Origin of the sequence: Pantoea piersonii, assembly GCF_003612015.1 — a bacterium.
Classification (GTDB): domain Bacteria; phylum Pseudomonadota; class Gammaproteobacteria; order Enterobacterales; family Enterobacteriaceae; genus Pantoea; species Pantoea piersonii.
On the sequence record NZ_RARB01000001.1, the window covers coordinates 227,350 to 244,893 of the forward strand.

General features: G+C 59.1%; 19 protein-coding genes and 1 other annotated feature. Of the genes, 11 read left to right on the plus strand and 8 right to left on the minus strand.

Features of this window, described 5'->3' with window-relative positions:
• The first annotated feature begins 23 nt into the window (after positions 1-23).
• Genes D7S44_RS01085 through D7S44_RS01095 form a run of 3 tightly spaced genes read left to right on the plus strand, consistent with a single transcriptional unit; the run spans position 24 to position 2,419 of the window.
• A complete protein-coding gene (locus D7S44_RS01085; protein WP_371315518.1) occupies positions 24-692 on the plus strand; it encodes a metal ABC transporter ATP-binding protein in 669 nt (222 codons plus the stop codon).
• Positions 689-1,528 carry a metal ABC transporter permease gene (locus D7S44_RS01090; RefSeq protein ID WP_120451309.1) on the plus strand — a complete coding sequence of 280 codons (840 nt, stop codon included), beginning with the start codon at positions 689-691 and terminating at the stop codon, positions 1,526-1,528. Before D7S44_RS01085 ends, D7S44_RS01090 begins: the two co-directional genes overlap by 4 nt.
• Positions 1,529-1,540: 12 nt before the next feature.
• Positions 1,541-2,419: a metal ABC transporter substrate-binding protein gene (locus tag D7S44_RS01095; protein ID WP_120451310.1), complete on the plus strand. Its 879-nt coding sequence runs from the start codon at positions 1,541-1,543 to the stop codon at positions 2,417-2,419.
• Between the two features lie 42 nt (positions 2,420-2,461).
• On the opposite strand, the gene ykgO is transcribed toward D7S44_RS01095, so the two are convergent.
• The 4 genes from ykgO to D7S44_RS01115 all read right to left on the minus strand — a co-directional run bounded on the left by ykgO (position 2,462) and on the right by D7S44_RS01115 (position 7,400).
• Entirely contained in the window at positions 2,462-2,602 is a 141-nt protein-coding gene (gene ykgO / locus D7S44_RS01100) for a type B 50S ribosomal protein L36 (protein ID WP_071997379.1), read from the minus strand.
• An 11-nt stretch (positions 2,603-2,613) separates the two neighbouring features.
• On the minus strand, positions 2,614-2,865 hold the full coding sequence (locus D7S44_RS01105; protein WP_120451311.1) for a type B 50S ribosomal protein L31: 252 nt from the start codon (positions 2,863-2,865) through the stop codon (positions 2,614-2,616).
• A gap of 160 nt (positions 2,866-3,025) precedes the next feature.
• Positions 3,026-6,181 (minus strand): multidrug efflux RND transporter permease subunit AcrB, encoded by a 3,156-nt coding sequence (locus tag D7S44_RS01110; protein ID WP_120451312.1) that lies wholly within the window; start codon positions 6,179-6,181, stop codon positions 3,026-3,028.
• A 16-nt stretch (positions 6,182-6,197) separates the two neighbouring features.
• On the minus strand, positions 6,198-7,400 hold the full coding sequence (locus tag D7S44_RS01115; RefSeq protein WP_120451313.1) for an efflux RND transporter periplasmic adaptor subunit: 1,203 nt from the start codon (positions 7,398-7,400) through the stop codon (positions 6,198-6,200).
• Positions 7,401-7,542: 142 nt separating this feature from the next.
• On the opposite strand from D7S44_RS01115, the gene acrR reads away from it, so the two are divergent.
• Positions 7,543-8,181 (plus strand): multidrug efflux transporter transcriptional repressor AcrR, encoded by a 639-nt coding sequence (acrR, locus tag D7S44_RS01120; RefSeq protein ID WP_120451314.1) that lies wholly within the window; start codon positions 7,543-7,545, stop codon positions 8,179-8,181.
• On the opposite strand, the gene rsmS is transcribed toward acrR, so the two are convergent.
• From rsmS to priC, 3 genes are read right to left on the minus strand one after another with little or no spacing between them, the layout of a single operon-like run.
• The gene (gene rsmS, locus D7S44_RS01125) at positions 8,178-8,333 is read right to left on the minus strand and encodes a pleiotropic regulatory protein RsmS (RefSeq protein ID WP_120451315.1); all 156 of its coding nucleotides are present in this window, start codon (positions 8,331-8,333) and stop codon (positions 8,178-8,180) included. The two genes, acrR and rsmS, sit on opposite strands and share 4 nt — an antisense overlap.
• Positions 8,334-8,342: 9 nt before the next feature.
• On the minus strand, positions 8,343-8,588 hold the full coding sequence (locus tag D7S44_RS01130) for a GlsB/YeaQ/YmgE family stress response membrane protein (RefSeq protein ID WP_120451316.1): 246 nt from the start codon (positions 8,586-8,588) through the stop codon (positions 8,343-8,345).
• 36 nt (positions 8,589-8,624) lie between these two features.
• Positions 8,625-9,146: a primosomal replication protein PriC gene (gene priC, locus D7S44_RS01135; RefSeq protein WP_120451317.1), complete on the minus strand. Its 522-nt coding sequence runs from the start codon at positions 9,144-9,146 to the stop codon at positions 8,625-8,627.
• Between the two features lie 56 nt (positions 9,147-9,202).
• Between priC and D7S44_RS01140 the strand changes: the two genes are divergently transcribed.
• The 6 genes from D7S44_RS01140 to htpG all read left to right on the plus strand — a co-directional run bounded on the left by D7S44_RS01140 (position 9,203) and on the right by htpG (position 15,352).
• Positions 9,203-9,592 (plus strand): DUF454 family protein, encoded by a 390-nt coding sequence (locus D7S44_RS01140; RefSeq protein WP_120451318.1) that lies wholly within the window; start codon positions 9,203-9,205, stop codon positions 9,590-9,592.
• Between the two features lie 141 nt (positions 9,593-9,733).
• Positions 9,734-10,285, plus strand: a complete 552-nt coding sequence (apt, locus tag D7S44_RS01145; RefSeq protein ID WP_120451319.1) for an adenine phosphoribosyltransferase — start codon at positions 9,734-9,736, stop codon at positions 10,283-10,285.
• A gap of 139 nt (positions 10,286-10,424) precedes the next feature.
• Positions 10,425-12,389 (plus strand): DNA polymerase III subunit gamma/tau, encoded by a 1,965-nt coding sequence (gene dnaX, locus D7S44_RS01150; protein WP_120451320.1) that lies wholly within the window; start codon positions 10,425-10,427, stop codon positions 12,387-12,389.
• Positions 11,740-11,801, plus strand: a sequence feature (DnaX frameshifting element). It overlaps the preceding gene by 62 nt.
• Positions 12,390-12,444: 55 nt before the next feature.
• The gene (locus D7S44_RS01155) at positions 12,445-12,774 is read left to right on the plus strand and encodes a YbaB/EbfC family nucleoid-associated protein (protein WP_081139342.1); all 330 of its coding nucleotides are present in this window, start codon (positions 12,445-12,447) and stop codon (positions 12,772-12,774) included.
• Positions 12,774-13,379: a recombination mediator RecR gene (recR, locus tag D7S44_RS01160; RefSeq protein ID WP_120451321.1), complete on the plus strand. Its 606-nt coding sequence runs from the start codon at positions 12,774-12,776 to the stop codon at positions 13,377-13,379. The genes D7S44_RS01155 and recR overlap by 1 nt, the downstream gene beginning before the upstream one ends.
• Positions 13,380-13,477: 98 nt before the next feature.
• A complete protein-coding gene (gene htpG / locus D7S44_RS01165) occupies positions 13,478-15,352 on the plus strand; it encodes a molecular chaperone HtpG (protein ID WP_120451322.1) in 1,875 nt (624 codons plus the stop codon).
• 263 nt (positions 15,353-15,615) lie between these two features.
• Here the strand turns inward: htpG and D7S44_RS01170 are convergent, their stop codons facing one another.
• A complete protein-coding gene (locus D7S44_RS01170) occupies positions 15,616-16,485 on the minus strand; it encodes a LysR substrate-binding domain-containing protein (RefSeq protein ID WP_120451323.1) in 870 nt (289 codons plus the stop codon).
• Positions 16,486-16,667: 182 nt separating this feature from the next.
• On the opposite strand from D7S44_RS01170, the gene D7S44_RS01175 reads away from it, so the two are divergent.
• Positions 16,668-17,513 (plus strand): DUF6024 family protein, encoded by an 846-nt coding sequence (locus D7S44_RS01175; protein WP_120451324.1) that lies wholly within the window; start codon positions 16,668-16,670, stop codon positions 17,511-17,513.
• Positions 17,514-17,544 lie beyond the last annotated feature (31 nt).

A 17,544-nucleotide genomic window follows, 5' to 3' on the forward strand; every position in this document is an offset into this window, starting at 1 on the left:
GCAATAGCGTGGGGAATCGTCTCGTGATGCGTTTTATTCAACTCCAGGCGGGTTATCAGAACAGAGCGGTGACGCCAGTCATTAATGCTGAATTAACGTCTGGAAGTATGACGGCGCTGATCGGCGCCAACGGCAGCGGTAAGTCTACGCTGCTGAAAACCATTGCCGGACTCATCAAACCGGTGGCCGGAAAGTGCGAACTGCAACTTCCCCGCAAGGCCATCGGCTGGATGCCGCAGCGCAGCGAGCTGGAAACGCGCTTTCCCTTAACGGTTTTCGAACTGGTGTCGATGGGCTGCTGGCCGCGCTGCGGCTGGTTCGGTGGTATCAATCGCGCCATGCGGCGCGAGATCGACGAGGCGCTGGATGCGGTACAGATGCGCGACTTCGCCGAGGCGCAGCCTGCCACGCTGTCAGGCGGTCAGCTGCAGCGCGTGCTTTTCGCCCGGCTGTTAATGCAGCGCAGTCCGCTGTGGCTGCTGGATGAACCTTTTAACGGCATTGATAGCAAAACGGTGACGCTGCTGATGTCAATCCTGCAGCGGCAGCAGCAGGCGGGCACAACGCTGCTGGTGGTATTGCACGATCGACCGCTGGTCGAGCGCTACTTCAGCGACGTGCTGTCAATGGACGACGACTCGGGCCGACTTGCTGCTGAGGCGTCAGTCTCGTTACGGAACCTGGCGTCATGATACTGATTCAGCCTTTTATCGAATTCGGCTTTATGCGCCGCGCGCTGATCGCCTGCGTGGCGCTGGCCGTCAGCGCTACGCCGCTCGGCGTCTTTTTGTCGCTGCGTCGGATGAGCCTGATTGGCGATGCGTTGTCTCACGCGGTTTTGCCCGGCGCGGCTATCGGCTACCTGATTTCTGGCTTATCGCTGGTGGCGATGGGCGTCGGCGGGCTGATCGCCGGGCTGGCGGTCGCGCTGCTCTCTGGTGCGGTCAGTCGCTATACGCCGCTGAAAGAGGATGCCAGCTTTGCCGGTTTCTACCTGGGTTCGCTGGCGCTTGGCGTCACGCTGGTGTCGCTGCGCGGCTCCAGCGTCGATCTGCTGCATGTCTTGTTCGGTTCGCTGCTGGCGGTGGATAACCCGGCGCTGCTGCTGGTAGGCGGCATCGCCGCCTTTACCCTGCTGATGCTTGCGGTTATTTACCGACCGCTGGTGATTGACGCTTTCGATCCCGATTTTCTGCGCGCTCAGGGCAAATGGAGCGCGCCGCTGGTGCACGGCCTTTTTCTGATGCTGGTGGTGCTGAATCTGGTGGCGGGCTTTCAGGTGCTCGGCACGCTGATGTCGGTCGGGCTGATGATGCTGCCCGCCGCCAGCGCCCGATTCTGGAGCCGGCATCTGGCATGGATGCTGGCCGTCGCCATGGTGCTGGCGATAGCTTCAGCCGTTATCGGGCTTATGCTCTCCTGGCGCTACTCGCTGCCGGCGGGCCCGGCGGTGGTGCTGAGCGCCGCGCTGATATTTTTTCTTTCCATTCTGGCAGGGCCATGCGGCGGCATTTTGCGCCGCCATTAAACAGGGGTATTTATGAAGAAGTTACCATTAAGTCTGGCGATCGGCGCGCTGCTGATCAGCCCGTTATCCATGGCGAAAACCGTTAATGCCGTCGCAAGCTTTACCGTACTGGCGGACATTGTGAAACAGGTCGGCGGCGAGCATGTCAATGTGAAATCGCTGGTGGGGCCGAACGGCGATCCTCACACCTTTGAACCCACGCCGCAGGACAGCCAGGCGCTGGCTAAAGCAGATATCGTATTCGTCAGCGGCCTTGGCCTTGAAGGATGGATGGATCGTCTGGTCAGCGCCTCTGGCTATAAAGGCGAACCGGTGGTCGCCTCGCGCGGCGTTTCGACGCGCAGTATGGAGGAAGAGGGCAAAACCGTCACCGACCCCCATGCATGGAACAGCATGTATAACGGCGTTATCTACGCCACCAACGTGATGAACGCCTTGATTAAAGCTGACCCGCAGGATGCCGACGCTATTCGACGCAGTGGCGAAAATTATATTCAGAAGCTGCAGGCGCTGGACAGCTGGGCGAAAACGTCCTTCGCGACGGTACCTGCGGCGAAGCGCAAGGTGCTGACCAGCCACGATGCGTTTGGCTACTTCGGCCAGCGCTACGGCGTAACCTTTCTTGCGCCGGTGGGCTTTTCTACCGAAGCGGAGGCCAGCGCCAGCGAGGTGGGGAGCCTGATAAAGCAGCTACAGGCCGAACATATCCATACCTATTTTATTGAGAATCAGACCGACCCGCGCCTGGTGAAGCAGATCGCCAGCGCAACGAAGGCTCAGCCGGGCGGCGAACTCTATCCGGAAGCGCTGTCACAACCTTCCGGCCCGGCGCCGACCTATGTCGCGGCATTCCGTCATAACGTAGATGCCATGATCCGCAGTATGAAATAAAAAAAGGCCGGGGAGAGCCCCGGCCAGCTATCACGACACATCCTAACGTTTTTTCTTTCTTCCCTGCACCGCCTTAAAGCGCGGATTCGATTTGCAAATCACAAACACACGTCCGTGACGACGAACGATCTTACAATCCTTGTGGCGCTTCTTTGCTGACGCCAGCGAGCTTAATACCTGCATCTGTTACGCCTCTATTTTTTAAGAAAGCGACCGAAGCGCTGGTTGAAGCGAGCGGCGCTGCCTTCTTTAGTAAACTCTTTCTGCTTGCCGGTGTAATAGACGTGGGAAGCGGAAGAGACATCCAGCGTCACATAGGGCAGGGTTTCGCCTTCAAACTCGATGGTGCGCTCCGTTTTAATGGTGGAGCCGACTTTGAAATATTGATCGACGGTAGTGTCATGGAAGACGACCGGGCGGTAAGCAGGATGGATATTCGGTTTCATAACGCCTCCAAATGTTATGTTATAAAGTAACATTATTATGGCGCGCATCAATTCGGAATGCAACTCTGATAAATGGTTGAACGGGAAGAGTGAAAAGGGAAGCGGGTGCGGAACCCATAAAAAAGGCCGCTTGCGCGGCCTTTTGTGAGTCAGCATCAGATTAATGCTGATGGCTTTGTTCGGTCGGGTGACCTTTTTCCAGCTCCGATTTGTTCTTGCTGAAGCGGCGACGTACCACCACGAAGAACACCGGAACGAAGAAGATTGCCAGCGCGGTCGCCGTGACCATGCCGCCCATTACGCCAGTACCGACGGCGTTCTGCGCGCCGGAGCCCGCGCCGGTGCTGATCGCCAGCGGCAACACGCCGAGAATAAAGGCCAGCGAGGTCATCAGGATAGGACGCAGACGCATACGGCACGCCTCCAGCGTCGCTTCTACCAGACCTTTGCCCTCTTTCTCCATCAAATCCTTAGCGAATTCGACGATCAGAATGGCGTTCTTCGCCGACAGGCCGACGGTGGTCAGCAGACCCACCACAAAGTAAACGTCATTACTCAGTCCGCGCAGCGTGGTAAAGATCAGCGCGCCGATAACACCGAGCGGCACCACCAGCATTACCGAGAACGGAATTGACCAGCTCTCATAAAGCGCCGCCAGACAGAGGAAGACCACAATCAGCGAGATAGCATAGAGCGCAGGAGCCTGGTTGCCGGAGAGGCGTTCCTGATAGGACATGCCGGTCCAGTCATACCCGATGCCCGCAGGCAGTTTCGCCGCCAGCTGTTCCATCAGGTTCATGGCGTCGCCGGAGCTTTTGCCTGGCGCAGCCTGGCCCAGAATCTCCATTGACGGCAGGCCGTTATAGCGTTCCAGACGCGGCGAACCATACTGCCACTTCGCCGACGAGAAGGCCGAGAAGGGAACCATGTTGCCGCTGCTGTTGCGCACGTACCACTTGCTGATGTCGTCAGGCAGCATACGGTCTTTGGCCTGGCCCATCACGTAGACCTTCTTCACACGACCGCGATCGATAAAGTCATTAACGTAAGAGCCGCCCCAGGCCGCACCCAGCGTGGTATTGATATCAGACAGCGACACGCCCAGCGCCTGCGCTTTTTCCTGATCGATAGTCAGCTTGTACTGCGGCGTATCTTCCAGACCGTTAGGACGCACGCCTACCAGCGTATCGGCGTGCTGCGCCACCATACCCAGCAGCTGATTACGCGCTTCGGTCAGTTTTTCATGGCCGAGGTTGTTCTGGTCGATCAGTTCAAAGTCGAAGCCGGTGGCGTTACCCAGTTCGATAATCGCCGGCAGGTTGAACGGGAACACCATCGCATCTTTAATCTGGCCCAGCGCCGCCATGGCGCGGCCGGCAATAGCCGGTACCTTCAGATTGCTGCTGCTGCGTTCATCCCAGGGTTTCAGACTGACGAAGGCGATACCGGTGTTCTGACCGCGGCCGGAGAAGCCGAAGCCGTTAACGGTAAACACCGACTGCACGCTGTCCTTCTCTTTATTCAGGAAGTAATCCGTCACCTGATCCAGCACCTTCTGCGTACGCTCTTGCGTCGCGCCCGCAGGCAGCTGCGCCTGAGCAAGCAGCAGACCCTGATCTTCTTCCGGCAGGAACGAAGAGGGGAGGCGCAGGAACAGATAGGCCATACCCACTACGATCACCAGATAGATCACCAGGTAACGGCCGGTGCTGCGCACGATATGACCGACGCTGTCGACGTAGTGGCTGGTGCTCTTGTCGAACAGGCGGTTAAACCAGCCGAAGAAACCTTTGGTTTTGCCATGCTCGCCTTTCTGGATCGGCTTCAGCAGGGTGGCGCAGAGCGCGGGCGTCAGGATCAACGCCACCAGCACCGAAAGCGCCATAGCGGAGACGATAGTGATGGAGAACTGACGATAGATGACGCCGGTTGAGCCGCCGAAGAAGGCCATCGGGATAAATACCGCCGACAGCACCAGCGCGATACCGACCAGCGCGCCCTGAATCTGCTCCATCGAGCGGCGCGTCGCCTCTTTCGGCGGCAGCCCCTCTTCGCCCATTACGCGCTCGACGTTCTCCACCACCACGATGGCGTCATCCACCAGCAGGCCGATGGCGAGCACCATCCCGAACATTGTCAGCGTGTTTATCGAGTAACCGAAGGCGCTGATGATGGCGAAGGTGCCAAGCAGTACCACCGGCACCGCGATAGTTGGAATCAGCGTGGCGCGGAAGTTCTGCAGGAAGAGATACATAACCAGGAACACCAGTACGATCGCTTCAAACAGAGTTTTAACCACTTCGAAGATCGAGATCTTAACGAACGGCGTGGTGTCATAAGGGTAAACGACTTTCAGGCCAGCCGGGAAGGTGGACTGCAGCTTGCCCAGCTCCGCCTTCACCGCGTTAGCGGTATCCAGCGCGTTGGCGCCGGTCGCCAGTTTGATACCGATACCGGATGCCGGTTTGCCGTTAAAGCGCGCAACGACCTCGTAGTTCTCGCCGCCCAGCTCGATTTTCGCCACGTCGCGCAGGCGCACCTGCGAACCGTCGGTATTGACCTTCAGCAGAATTTTGCCGAATTCGTCGGTGGAGGTCAGACGCGTCTGGGCGATGATCGAGGCGTTAAGCTGCTGATTCGGCGCGGCAGGCGCGCCGCCCAGCTGACCCGCCGCTACCTGGGCGTTCTGCGTGTTGATGGCGCTGATGACGTCGACTGGCGTCAGCTGATAGTTATTCAGCTTGGCCGGATCCATCCAGATACGCATCGCATACTGCGCACCGAAGATCTGGGTATCGCCCACGCCGGAGGTACGGCTAATGGGGTCCTTGATATTCGATGCGACGAAGTCTGCGATATCGTTCTGCGTCATGGAGCCATTATCGCTGACGAAACCCGCCACCATCAGGAAGCTGCTGGAGGATTTCTGCACCTGAATACCCTGCTGCTGCACTTCCTGCGGCAGCAGCGGCATCGCCAGCTGCAGTTTGTTCTGCACCTGGACCTGCGCGATATCGGGATCGGTGCCGGATTCGAAACTCAGGGTCAGCTGCAGGTTACCGGAAGAATCACTGTTTGATGAGAAGTACATCAGCCCATCAATACCGTTCATATTCTGTTCGATAACCTGCGTCACGGAATCCTGCAGCGTTTTCGCATCCGCGCCTGGATAAGCGGCACGAATCTGTACGGCCGGCGGAGCAACGTTGGGATATTGCTCGATCGGCAGTTTGAGAATCGATAGCGCACCCGCCAGCATCACGATGATGGCGATTACCCACGCAAAGATGGGGCGATCGATAAAGAACTTAGCCATGTATCAACGGCTCCTGTTAAGACGAAGATTTTTCAGACTGGGTCTGAGATTGCGCATTCGCGTCAGATTTTTGCTCGGCAGAGACTTCCTGCGGCGTCACCTGGGCGCCTGGCTTCGCGCGCTGAATGCCGACGCTGATAACACGTTCACCCTCTTTCAAACCAGAGGTCACCAGCCATTTGTCGCCGATCGCCTGCGCGGCATTGACATTGCGTACCTCAACCTTGTTGTCCGCGCCAACCACCATCACGGTCGCCTGACCGGTCGGGGTGCGCGCTACAGCCTGCTGCGGAACCAGCAGCGCATTCGGATTGGTGCCTTCTTCCAGACGTGCGCGGACGAACATGCCCGGCAGCAGACGGTGATCCGGGTTCGGCACGATGGCACGCAGAGTGATAGAGCCAGTGGTCTCGTCAACCGTTACGTCAGAGAACTCCAGCGTACCTTTCTGCGGCGATTCGCTGCCGTCCTGCATCAGTACGGTTACGCTAGCCTTGCCGTCGACCTGCTTCAGCTGGCCAGACTCCAGTTCTGCGCGCAGGCGCATAAACTCGTCGCTGGACTGGGTTACATCGACATACATCGGGTCGAGCTGCTGCACAGTGGCCAGCGCGGTGGTCTGCGCACTCTGCACCAGCGCGCCTTCAGTCACGGACGATTTGCCGATACGGCCGCTGATAGGCGAGGTCACTTTAGTGTAGGCAAGGTTAATGCGGGCGGTTTCGACATTCGCCTTAGCGACCTGCACGGCGGCGGCGTTTTGCGCGGCGGTGGCGACGGCGTTATCGTAATCCTGCTGGCTGATATATTTCGTTCCGAGCAGCGGCTTGTAACGATTAACCGTTAACTGCGCGATGCGCGCGTTGGCTTCCGCCTGCGCCAGATCGCCTTTCGCGCTGTCGTAGCTCGCCTGGTAGGTTGCAGGATCGATCTGATAAAGCGATTCGCCCGCTTTGATGTCACTGCCTTCCACGAAGTTACGTTTCAGAATGATACCGGAAACCTGAGGGCGCACTTCAGCCACGCGATAGGCGGAGGTACGACCCGGCAGCTCGGTGGTGATCTTCAGGGGTTCGCTTTTAAGGGTGACAACGCCCACTTCCGGCGGATGTTGCTGGGCGGCTTGCTGGGATTTATTATCATCACATCCTGTTAACACAAAGCTGCCTGAAAGCATCAGGACGGCCGCCAGAGGCGCTAATCCTCTGTTTTTATTCATAAATAAACCTCTAGTGTCCGATATCAATTGATCAATGGATCACAAACCGATAAACCCATTGCTGCGCTAAAACCCGGGTCGTGCTATGGTACATACATTCATAAATGTATGTAAACTTGCCAGTTTGTAAAAAAAGCTCCCTATGGCACGAAAAACCAAAGCCCAAGCGCTTGAAACGCGTCACCAAATTCTTGATGCCGCCCTTGCACTCTTCTCCTGCCAGGGTGTTTCCGCCACTTCTCTTGCGGATATTGCGGCGGCGGCTGGCGTGACGCGGGGCGCGATCTACTGGCACTTTAAAAATAAAGCCGATGTGTTACACGAGATCTGGCTGCGCACCGACGCTGGGCTTGATGATGTGGAACTTGAGTATCAGACAAAATACCCCGGCGATCCACTTTCTGTCTTACGCGCAATGCTAATCTATATCTTTGAAGCGACAGCAAAGGATCCGCAACGCCGCGCGCTGATGGAGATCATTTTCCATAAGTGCGAATTCGTTGGCGAAATGGCTGCGCTGCAAATTATGCAGCAAAGTTTACTGTCGGAATGTTATGACAAAATAGAAGACGTTTTGAAAGAGTGTATTGAGGCAGGACAATTACCCGTCACGCTCAATACCCGCCAGGCGGCGCTGCTGCTGCGGGGCTACGTCAACGGTATGATGGAAAGCTGGCTGTTTACGCCGGAGAGTTTCGACCTGGCGGCGACCGCGCCGCAAATCGTCGAGGCGTTTATCGATATGCTGCGCCTGAGCCCAACCTTGACGGCCTCACCTTAGGCCCGCTGTTCCGCGGCGCGTTTCTTCTCAAAGTCGCGCTGCACAATCGCCAGCGCCGCCAGCACGGTGTCGGCTGGCAACTGGTTCTCTTCCAGCAGCTGAATCAAATCCACCGCCAGTTTTATTTCGTCAGGTGCGTTTTCCAGTGACATAGTGACTCCTCATATGCGCAGTTTCGCCGCGACCAGCATCATCGTTAACGCGCCGACCAGCGCGATGCCGAGCGCGCCGGGATGAAGCGTCGCCAGCGAGCCCAGCCCAAAGTAGCTGGCGATATAGCCGCCGACCAGCGCGCCGATAACCGCCAGCACCAGCGTGGCGGCGAGACCGCCGGGCCGACCGGGGAAAAACCGCCGCTTCAGCCAGCCCGCGACCACGCCAGTGATAATCCAGGCTACGATTCCCATTTCAGGCTCCTGAACAGGTGGCGCTAAGTATAGGCGTCAGATGGCGTCGCCGCGCAGCGAAAGCGCCCAGCTCACCGCATGAATCGCCTGACGACAGCGCGCCATACGGCCTTCCAGCACCTCAAGATCCTGTTTGAGCTGCTGCTGCGTCGCCAGGCTCTCCGCCAGCGCCAGCCGCTGTTCGCGCTGGTCGATCATCGCCTGTAGCCGCCTTTCATATTCGCGGTACTCTTCCAGCTTCTGCTGGCGCGGCGACGCGACGGGCCGTTCACGCCGCGGACGCAGCTGCTGCGTGCTGGCTTCGCGCTGCAGGGCGGCGATTTGATTCACCAGCTTCTCCGCCAGCCAGACGCGCTCTTGCGCATTCGCGGAGGCGCAGAGCAGCTGCAGATTACGTTCGATCTCCTGCAGATAATCGGCCAGCCGCGTGCCGGTGGTGATAAACAGCTGCCTGTCGAAGCGCGGCGTACGGCAGCGTCCGTCGGGGTGACGGGCGATCTGCGCCTTAAGCGCCGCCAGGCAGGCGGTGAGACGCTGTTGTGTGGTGGCGTCCGTCATCATCTTTTCCTTATCTGTGCTAACGTAGCGCGGAGGCAAAGGATCCAGGCAACGCTATGCAACGTATTTTACTTCTGACTCTCGGCTGGCTGGCTATCATACTTGGCGCGCTGGGCATTGTATTACCATTATTACCGACCACGCCATTTGTGCTGCTGGCCGCCTGGTGTTTCGCCCGATCCTCGCCGCGCTTTCATCACTGGCTGCTGTGGCGTTCGCCGTTCGGCCGCTATCTGCGCCACTGGCAGCGGCACCGCGCTATGCCGCCGGGCGCGAAAGGGCGCGCCATTGCGCTGATGCTGGTGACCTTCGGCGTGTCGCTCTGGATGGTGAAAATTCTGTGGGTACGGGTTTTTCTTGGCGTAATGCTCTGCGTCTTGCTGCTGATGATGTGGCGAATTCCTGTGAAGGCGGAATCGCCCGACGATCGCGCGCCGCCGCGATAAGGTTGCATTTAGCCGACCATTTGCTTAGATTTGGGCATCTTCGTGCGTGGCTTCCCTTTTTTTACTCTCTGCGTCTGATTCATTTTGGAATCTGACGCTATGGAAGCTGCGCGATATAAAGTTTTTACCAGGCGTAACATTATGACCGCAACTGCGCAGCAGCTTGAATTCATTAAAGAGAGCATCAAAAGCATTCCGGATTACCCGAAACCCGGGATCCTCTTCCGCGACGTCACTAGCCTGCTGGAAGATCCCAAAGCCTACGCCGCGACTATCGCGCTGTTTGTTGAGCGCTACCGCGATCAAGGCATTACCAAAGTCGTCGGAACCGAAGCGCGCGGCTTTTTGTTTGGCGCGCCTGTTGCTCTGGCGTTAGGCGTCGGCTTCGTGCCGGTGCGTAAGCCTGGCAAACTGCCGCGCGAAACCTTCAGCGAATCCTATGAGCTGGAATATGGCACCGATGCGCTCGAGCTGCACAAAGACGCCATTAAGCCTGGCGACGTCGTGCTGGTGGTGGACGATCTGCTGGCAACCGGCGGCACCATCGAAGCCACAGTCAAGCTGATCCGCCGTGCAGGCGGCGAAGTTAAAGATGCTGCCTTTGTGATCAACCTCTTCGATCTGACCGGCGAATCCCGCCTTAAAGCGCTGGGCATCAACTGCTACAGCCTGGTCAACTTCCCGGGTCACTGAGTGACGATGGCCTCGCCGTGCGCGAGGCCAGCAAGTGATAGGCAATGCCCCTCGTCGCTGTTAAACTACTGCAACGATATACAGGGGTTGCAGCGCGTCTGCGCTCATCTTTCCAACCACATCCAGTGATCGAATCCACATGAGCTATCAGGTACTTGCGCGAAAATGGCGTCCCCAGGCATTTGCTGACGTTGTCGGTCAGGAACATGTCCTGACCGCGCTGGCGAATGGACTGTCACTGGGACGTCTCCATCATGCTTATCTCTTCTCCGGCACGCGCGGCGTAGGTAAAACTACCATTGCGCGCCTGCTGGCGAAGGGGCTTAACTGCGAAACCGGCATCACCGCCACGCCGTGCGGCCAGTGCGACAACTGTCGCGAGATTGAACAGGGCCGCTTCGTCGATCTGATCGAGATCGACGCCGCGTCGCGCACGAAAGTCGAAGATACGCGCGATCTGCTGGACAACGTGCAGTATGCGCCCGCGCGCGGCCGCTTTAAGGTCTATCTGATCGACGAAGTGCATATGTTGTCGCGCCACAGTTTTAACGCGCTGCTGAAAACGCTCGAAGAGCCGCCTTCGCACGTTAAATTTCTGCTTGCCACCACCGATCCGCAAAAGCTGCCGGTAACCATCCTCTCCCGCTGCCTGCAGTTTCATCTCAAGGCGCTGGATGTCGAACTGATCCGCAAACAGCTCGACTATGTGCTGCAGCAGGAGCAGATCGAGAGCGAACCGCGCGCGCTGCAGCTGCTGGCGCGCGCCGCCGACGGCAGCATGCGCGACGCGCTCAGCCTGACCGATCAGGCGATCGCGATGGGGCAGGGCATAGTCAGCGGCACTATTGTCAGCCAGATGCTCGGCACGCTGGACGACGAGCAGCCGCTGGGTCTGATTGAGGCGCTCGTGGAGGGCAGCGGCGAACAGGTTATGACGCTGCTCAACCAGGCCGCGTCGCGCGGCGTGGAGTGGGAAGCGCTGCTGGTAGAGATGCTGCGTCTGCTGCACCGTATCGCCATGGTGCAGCTGCTGCCCGGCTCGATCAATGATGAAGAGGAGAGCCACGCACCGCGTCTGCGCGAACTGGCGCGCGTCGTGCCGCCCGCCGACGTTCAGCTCTACTATCAGACGCTGCTGATGGGGCGCAAGGATCTGCCGCTGGCGCCCGATCGCCGCATGGGCGTCGAGATGGCGCTGCTGCGCGCGCTGGCTTTTCATCCGCAAACGGCAATTGCCGAGCCGGTCGCGCGCCCGGCGATGACGCCGCAGGCGGAGCCGCAGCCAGTTGCTGCGCCGTCGCCGCAGACCGCCGCCGCACAGCCGCAGATGGCGCCACCCGCGCCACCGCCGGAACCCATTGCGCCGCCGGTTGCCGCACCGCCGGCCGCCGCGCCGGACGGCTCGTTCTCCGATACCACCAGCCAGCTCCTGCAGGCGCGCACACAGCTGCTGCGCCAGGGGGCCAGCAAACCAAAAAAGAGTGAGCCGGCAGCGTCTCTGACGCGGCCGGCCAACTCCGCGCTGGAGCGCCTGGCATCCGTCACCGAACGCGCGCAGGCGCGTCCGCGTGAGACGGCGCCGGCAAAAAAAGAGGCGTACCGCTGGAAAGCACAAACCCAGGTCGAAGCGGCGCCCGAACCGGTAGCGACGCCAAAAGCCTTGCGTTCGGCGCTTGAGCATGAGAAAACCCCTGAGCTGGCGGCGCGCCTGATGGAAGAAGCGCAGCAGCGTGACGCCTGGGCGGCGGAAATCGCCGCGCTGCCGCTGCCCAAACTGGTGCAGCAGCTGGCGCTGAACGCCTGGAAAGAGAGCACGGAGCAGGGCGTTTGTCTGCATCTGCGCTCCACTCAGCGCCATCTGAATTCCGCGTCAGCGCAGCAGGTGCTTGCCGCCGCGCTGAGCGACGCCGCTGGACAACCAGTTGAACTGACTATCATTGAAGATGATAATCCTGCGGTATTGACGCCACTCGAGTGGCGGCAGGCCATTTACGAAGAGAAGCTGGCGCAGGCGCGCCAGTCTATCATTAGCGATACGCACATTCAGACGCTGCGCCGGTTCTTCGACGCCGATCTGGATGAAGAGAGTATCCGACCCGTTTGACCACGCTGCCGCTGTCTCATGGATAGCGATGCGGCCTCAGCTGAGAGAGAAAACTATGTTTGGTAAAGGCGGACTGGGCAACCTGATGAAGCAGGCCCAGCAAATGCAAGACAAAATGGCCAAAGTCCAGGAAGAGATCGCCGCGCTGGAAGTCACCGGCGAATCGGGCGCAGGCCTGGTGAAAGTGACCATCAACGGCGCGCACAACTGCCGTCGCGTGGAGATCGATCCCAGCCTGCTGGAAGATGACAAAGATATGCTGGAAGATCTGGTCGCCGCTGCATTCAACGATGCCGCTCGCCGTATCGACGAAACGCAGAAAGAGAAAATGGCCTCTGTTTCCGCCGGCATGCAGCTGCCGCCCGGCTTTAAGATGCCGTTCTGATGCAAACCAGTCCACTGCTTGAATCTCTGATGGAGGCGCTGCGCTGCCTGCCCGGCGTTGGGCCGAAGTCGGCGCAGCGCATGGCGTTTCAGCTGCTGCAGCGCGATCGCAGCGGTGGCATGCGGCTGGCGCAGGCGCTTACGCGCGCAATGTCTGAAATCGGCCACTGCGCCGACTGCCGCACCTTCACCGAGCAGGAAATTTGCACCATCTGCGCCAATCCGCGGCGTCAGCAAAACGGGCAAATCTGCGTGGTGGAGAGCCCGGCTGATATTCACGCCATTGAGCAGACCGGTCAGTTCGCCGGACGCTACTTTGTCCTGATGGGCCATCTTTCCCCGCTGGACGGCATCGGCCCGCAGGATATCGGGTTAGATCGTCTTGAGCAGCGGCTGGAGAAAGAAACCCTGAAAGAGGTGATCCTCGCCACCAACCCCACGGTTGAAGGCGAAGCGACGGCCAACTATATCGCCGAGCTGTGCGGCCAGTACGGCGTTGACGCCAGCCGCATCGCTCACGGCGTGCCGGTAGGCGGCGAGCTGGAGATGGTAGACGGCACGACGCTGTCGCACTCGCTGGCTGGACGTCACAAGATTACTTTCTGAACGCTTGCCGACGTCGTTAACGACGTCGGCTTGAAATTTTCCGCACCATCCCCACATCAACCTCAACGTTCGTTCAACCTGATTCCGTTGAGGTAACAATGACCATGAAAGGACAAGAGACGCGTGGCTTTCAGTCAGAGGTAAAACAGCTTCTGCACCTGATGATCCATTCCCTCTATTCAAACAAAGAGATTTTCCTGCGCGAGCTGATTTCCAACGCCTCGGACGCCGCCGATAAGCTGCGCTTCCGCGCGCTGTCGGACGCCAGCCTCTATGAAGGCGACGGCGAACTGCGCGTGCGTCTCTCTGTTGATAAGGACAAGCGCACCCTGACGCTGTCGGACAACGGTATCGGCATGCGTCGCGATGAGGTGATTGAGAACCTGGGCACCATCGCTAAATCCGGCACTAAATCTTTCCTCGAGTCCCTGGGTTCAGACCAGGCGAAAGACAGCCAGCTGATCGGTCAGTTCGGCGTGGGCTTTTACTCCGCGTTTATCGTGGCGGACAAGGTCTCGGTCCGTACCCGTGCAGCAGGCGCGGCGGCAGATGAGGGCGTGTTCTGGGAGTCGGCGGGCGAAGGCGAATATACCATCGCCGATATCACCAAAGCCGATCGCGGCACTGAAATCACGCTGCACCTGCGTGAAGGCGAAGATGAGTTCCTCGACGCCTGGCGCGTGCGCAGCATTATCGGTAAATACTCCGATCACATCGCGCTGCCGGTGGAAATAGAAAGCAAAGATGAAGAGAACGACACCACCACCTGGGAGAAAATTAACAAAGCCCAGGCGCTGTGGACGCGCAACAAGTCTGAGATCAGCGACGAAGAGTACAACGAGTTCTATAAGCATATCGCGCACGACTTCAGCGATCCCGCTATCTGGAGCCACAACCGCGTCGAGGGCAAGCAGGAGTACACCAGCCTGCTCTATATCCCGTCACGCGCGCCGTTCGATATGTGGAACCGCGACCATAAGCACGGGCTGAAGCTCTATGTGCAGCGCGTCTTTATTATGGATGACGCCGAGCAGTTTATGCCGAACTACCTGCGCTTCGTGCGTGGCCTGATCGACTCCAACGATCTGCCGCTGAACGTGTCGCGCGAGATCCTGCAGGACAGCCGCGTTACTCAGACCCTGCGCGCTGCGCTGACGAAACGCACGCTGCAGATGCTGGAGAAGCTGGCTAAAGATGACGCTGAAAAATACCAGACCTTCTGGAAAGAGTTTGGTCTGGTTCTGAAAGAGGGGCCGGCGGAAGACAGCGTCAACCAGGAAGCGATCGCTAAGCTGCTGCGTTTCGCCTCTACGCACAACGACAGCGCCGATCAGAATGTGTCGCTGGAAGCGTACGTCAGCCGCATGGTGGAAGGTCAGGAGAAGATCTACTACATCACCGCCGACAGCTACGCCGCCGCGAAGAGCAGCCCGCATCTGGAGCTGTTCCGCAAGAAAGGCATCGAGGTACTGCTGCTTTCCGATCGCATTGACGAGTGGATGATGAGCTACCTTACCGAGTTCGACGGCAAGGCGTTCCAGTCAGTCAGCAAAGCGGACGAGTCGCTGAGCAAGCTGGCGGATGAAGAGAGCGAAGAGCAGAAAGAGGCGGAGAAGGCGCTGGAGCCGTTCGTGGAGCGCGTGAAAACGCTGCTGGGCGACCGCGTGAAAGAGGTGCGTCTGACGCATCGTCTGACCGATACGCCAGCCATCGTCACCACCGACGCCAATGAAATGAGCACCCAGATGGCGAAGCTGTTCGCCGCGGCGGGCCAGGCGGTGCCGGAAGTGAAGTATATTTTCGAGATCAACCCGGACCACCAGCTGGTGAAACGCGTGGCAGACACGCAGGATGAAACGCGCTTCGGCGAGTGGATCGAGCTGCTGCTGGATCAGGCGCTGCTGGCCGAGCGTGGCACGCTGGACGATCCTAACCAGTTTATCCGCCGTATGAATCAGCTGCTGACGGCGTAATGAGTTAACACAACGGCCGGTAAAACACCGGCCGTTTTTTGCTCAAACGGGACTGTCGCGAACGGCATGGCCCGAACGCCAGGACGCAAAAAGCGGCATCTGTGCCAGCCCGGCCCACGATATCCTTGTCGCGGGACGCTTCGCTCCCCGGGTAATGCCCCGCTCCTGAAGTCGATGACCTGCCTTTACGTCACCTCTGACCATGCGCTATTTCGGCGCAGACTCTGCACCCTTGCACGAATGATTCACTTTCTAAACACGCTTTATTGCTGCGCCGCCTCGCGCAGCCAGTCGCGGAACAGCGTAATCTCGCCGTCGTTGCGTCGCGACTCCTTCGTCATCATCCAGGTCGCGCGATCGACGCGGACAAAGCCGAGCGGCGCGATCAGCGACCCCTCTTCAAGCTCTTTGCGCACCAGCAGACGCGGCGCCACAATCACGCCCAGCCCGTTTTTCGCCGCCTGAATGCCGAGCGTCAGGTTGTCAAAATGTTTTCCCGACCAGAAATTGCCGCGTACCTCGGCGCTTTTCGACCACTCCGCCCAGGCGTGCAGGCGCGTATCAGCGTGCAGTAAAGGAAGGGCGGCGAGATCCTGCACGCTGCGGAAGCGCGGAGCGAACAGGGGCGCGCAGAGCGGCCCAAGATAATCATCGCCGATCAGCGTGGCGTCGATATCGCCCTCGGGCGGCTGCTCATAGCTGAGGATCAAGACGTCGACATGTTCGCTGCGCAGCTGACTCAGCTCCAGCTGCCCCTGAAAGTGAATTTCAATATCGGGATAGCGCTGATAAAAGGTGCTGATGCGCGGAATCAGCCACTGCGACAGAAAACTTGGGGCGCAGGAGACATTCAGATGGTGACGCATGCCGGTGCGAATGCTGGCGCAGGTGGTGGAAAGTTCGCTAAAGGCTTTTTGACAGCTGAGCAGCAAACGCTCGCCGTGTGAGGTTAATTTAACGCGTCCGTTGGTGCGCACAAAAAGCGGCTTGCCCATCCAGCTCTCCAGCTGGCGAATCTGATGGCTCACGGCGCTGTGAGTCACGTGCAGGCTTTCGGCCGCCACGCTAAAGCTGCTGTGTAACGCCGCCTGGTGAAAATGGTGCAGCGCCCTTAGCGGAGGTAGCCGGGTCATACTCGTCCCCTGTGTAAAAACCTAACAGGGATTGTCAGTTTATATCATTTTAAAGTCCAGCCGCATTCCCCTAACCTTGCCCGCTGATTATGGCGGGTTGACTCGCAGGCAAAGCTATGCGTGGTCTGGCGTTACCGCGACACCCGCCATCACCCGAAAGATAAAAAGAGAACCACGACGCGATGGCATTTCATCCCTGGGCCGACCGACCTTCCGAGGCGCGAGACCGGTTACGTACCCTGTTGTCACGGCATTACCGGCTGGATCAGTATGATGTGTTCTTCGCCCCGTCGCTGCACGTGGCGCGCATCCTGCTTTCTCAGCTTTTCCTGCGGCAGGAGCAGGCGCGCAATCAGACGCGCTACGCCACGCACTTTCCCGTTACGGAGCTGAATGTATTGCCTGCGGTGCCGCTGATGGCCGGGAATATCAATTTCGTCGCGCACGTGGAACTGCCGCATGGGCGAGTGCGATCGCTGCATGAGTGCCAGCATCAGGGAGTGGTCGACGTCAGCGAAAGCTTCGCCAGCGTACTGCATGAGGAAGTGATGGCGCACGCCAGGCTCTTTGTCGCGCGCCTCGATCGGCATGCCGATCTGCCGAACGGTCTGGTGCTGGTAGCGCTGCGCACCGCCGACTTCAGCACGCTGGTGCGCAGCGAGCTGCGCCTGTTCGAGCAGGGTTTGCCGCTGGATGCGCCGGTGTTTGCCGCGCTGGCCCGTATCAGAGAGCAAAGCTGGCGCCCTTATAACCATGCCAGCGTCAACGCGATCAGCCTTAACGCGCCGGTGCTGCTCACCTCCACCCATACGCCAGGCGTGCCCTTCGCCAGCTTCGCGCTGCCGCAGACGCTGCTGGCCGCGCTGACGCCCGCCAGCGATCTGGAGCTCTGGCCGCAGCAGGGGTATCTGCTGGTGCGCGCCAGCCAGCGCGGCAGCGGGCGAAAGCAGTCCAACCTGACGCCGCAGATCGGCAGACGGGTTCAGGCGCTGTCTAGCCCCGGCGGCAAATCTGAAAAAAAGGCGTAGCCGCGCCTGTCCGCCGCCTTTTATGGAGAAA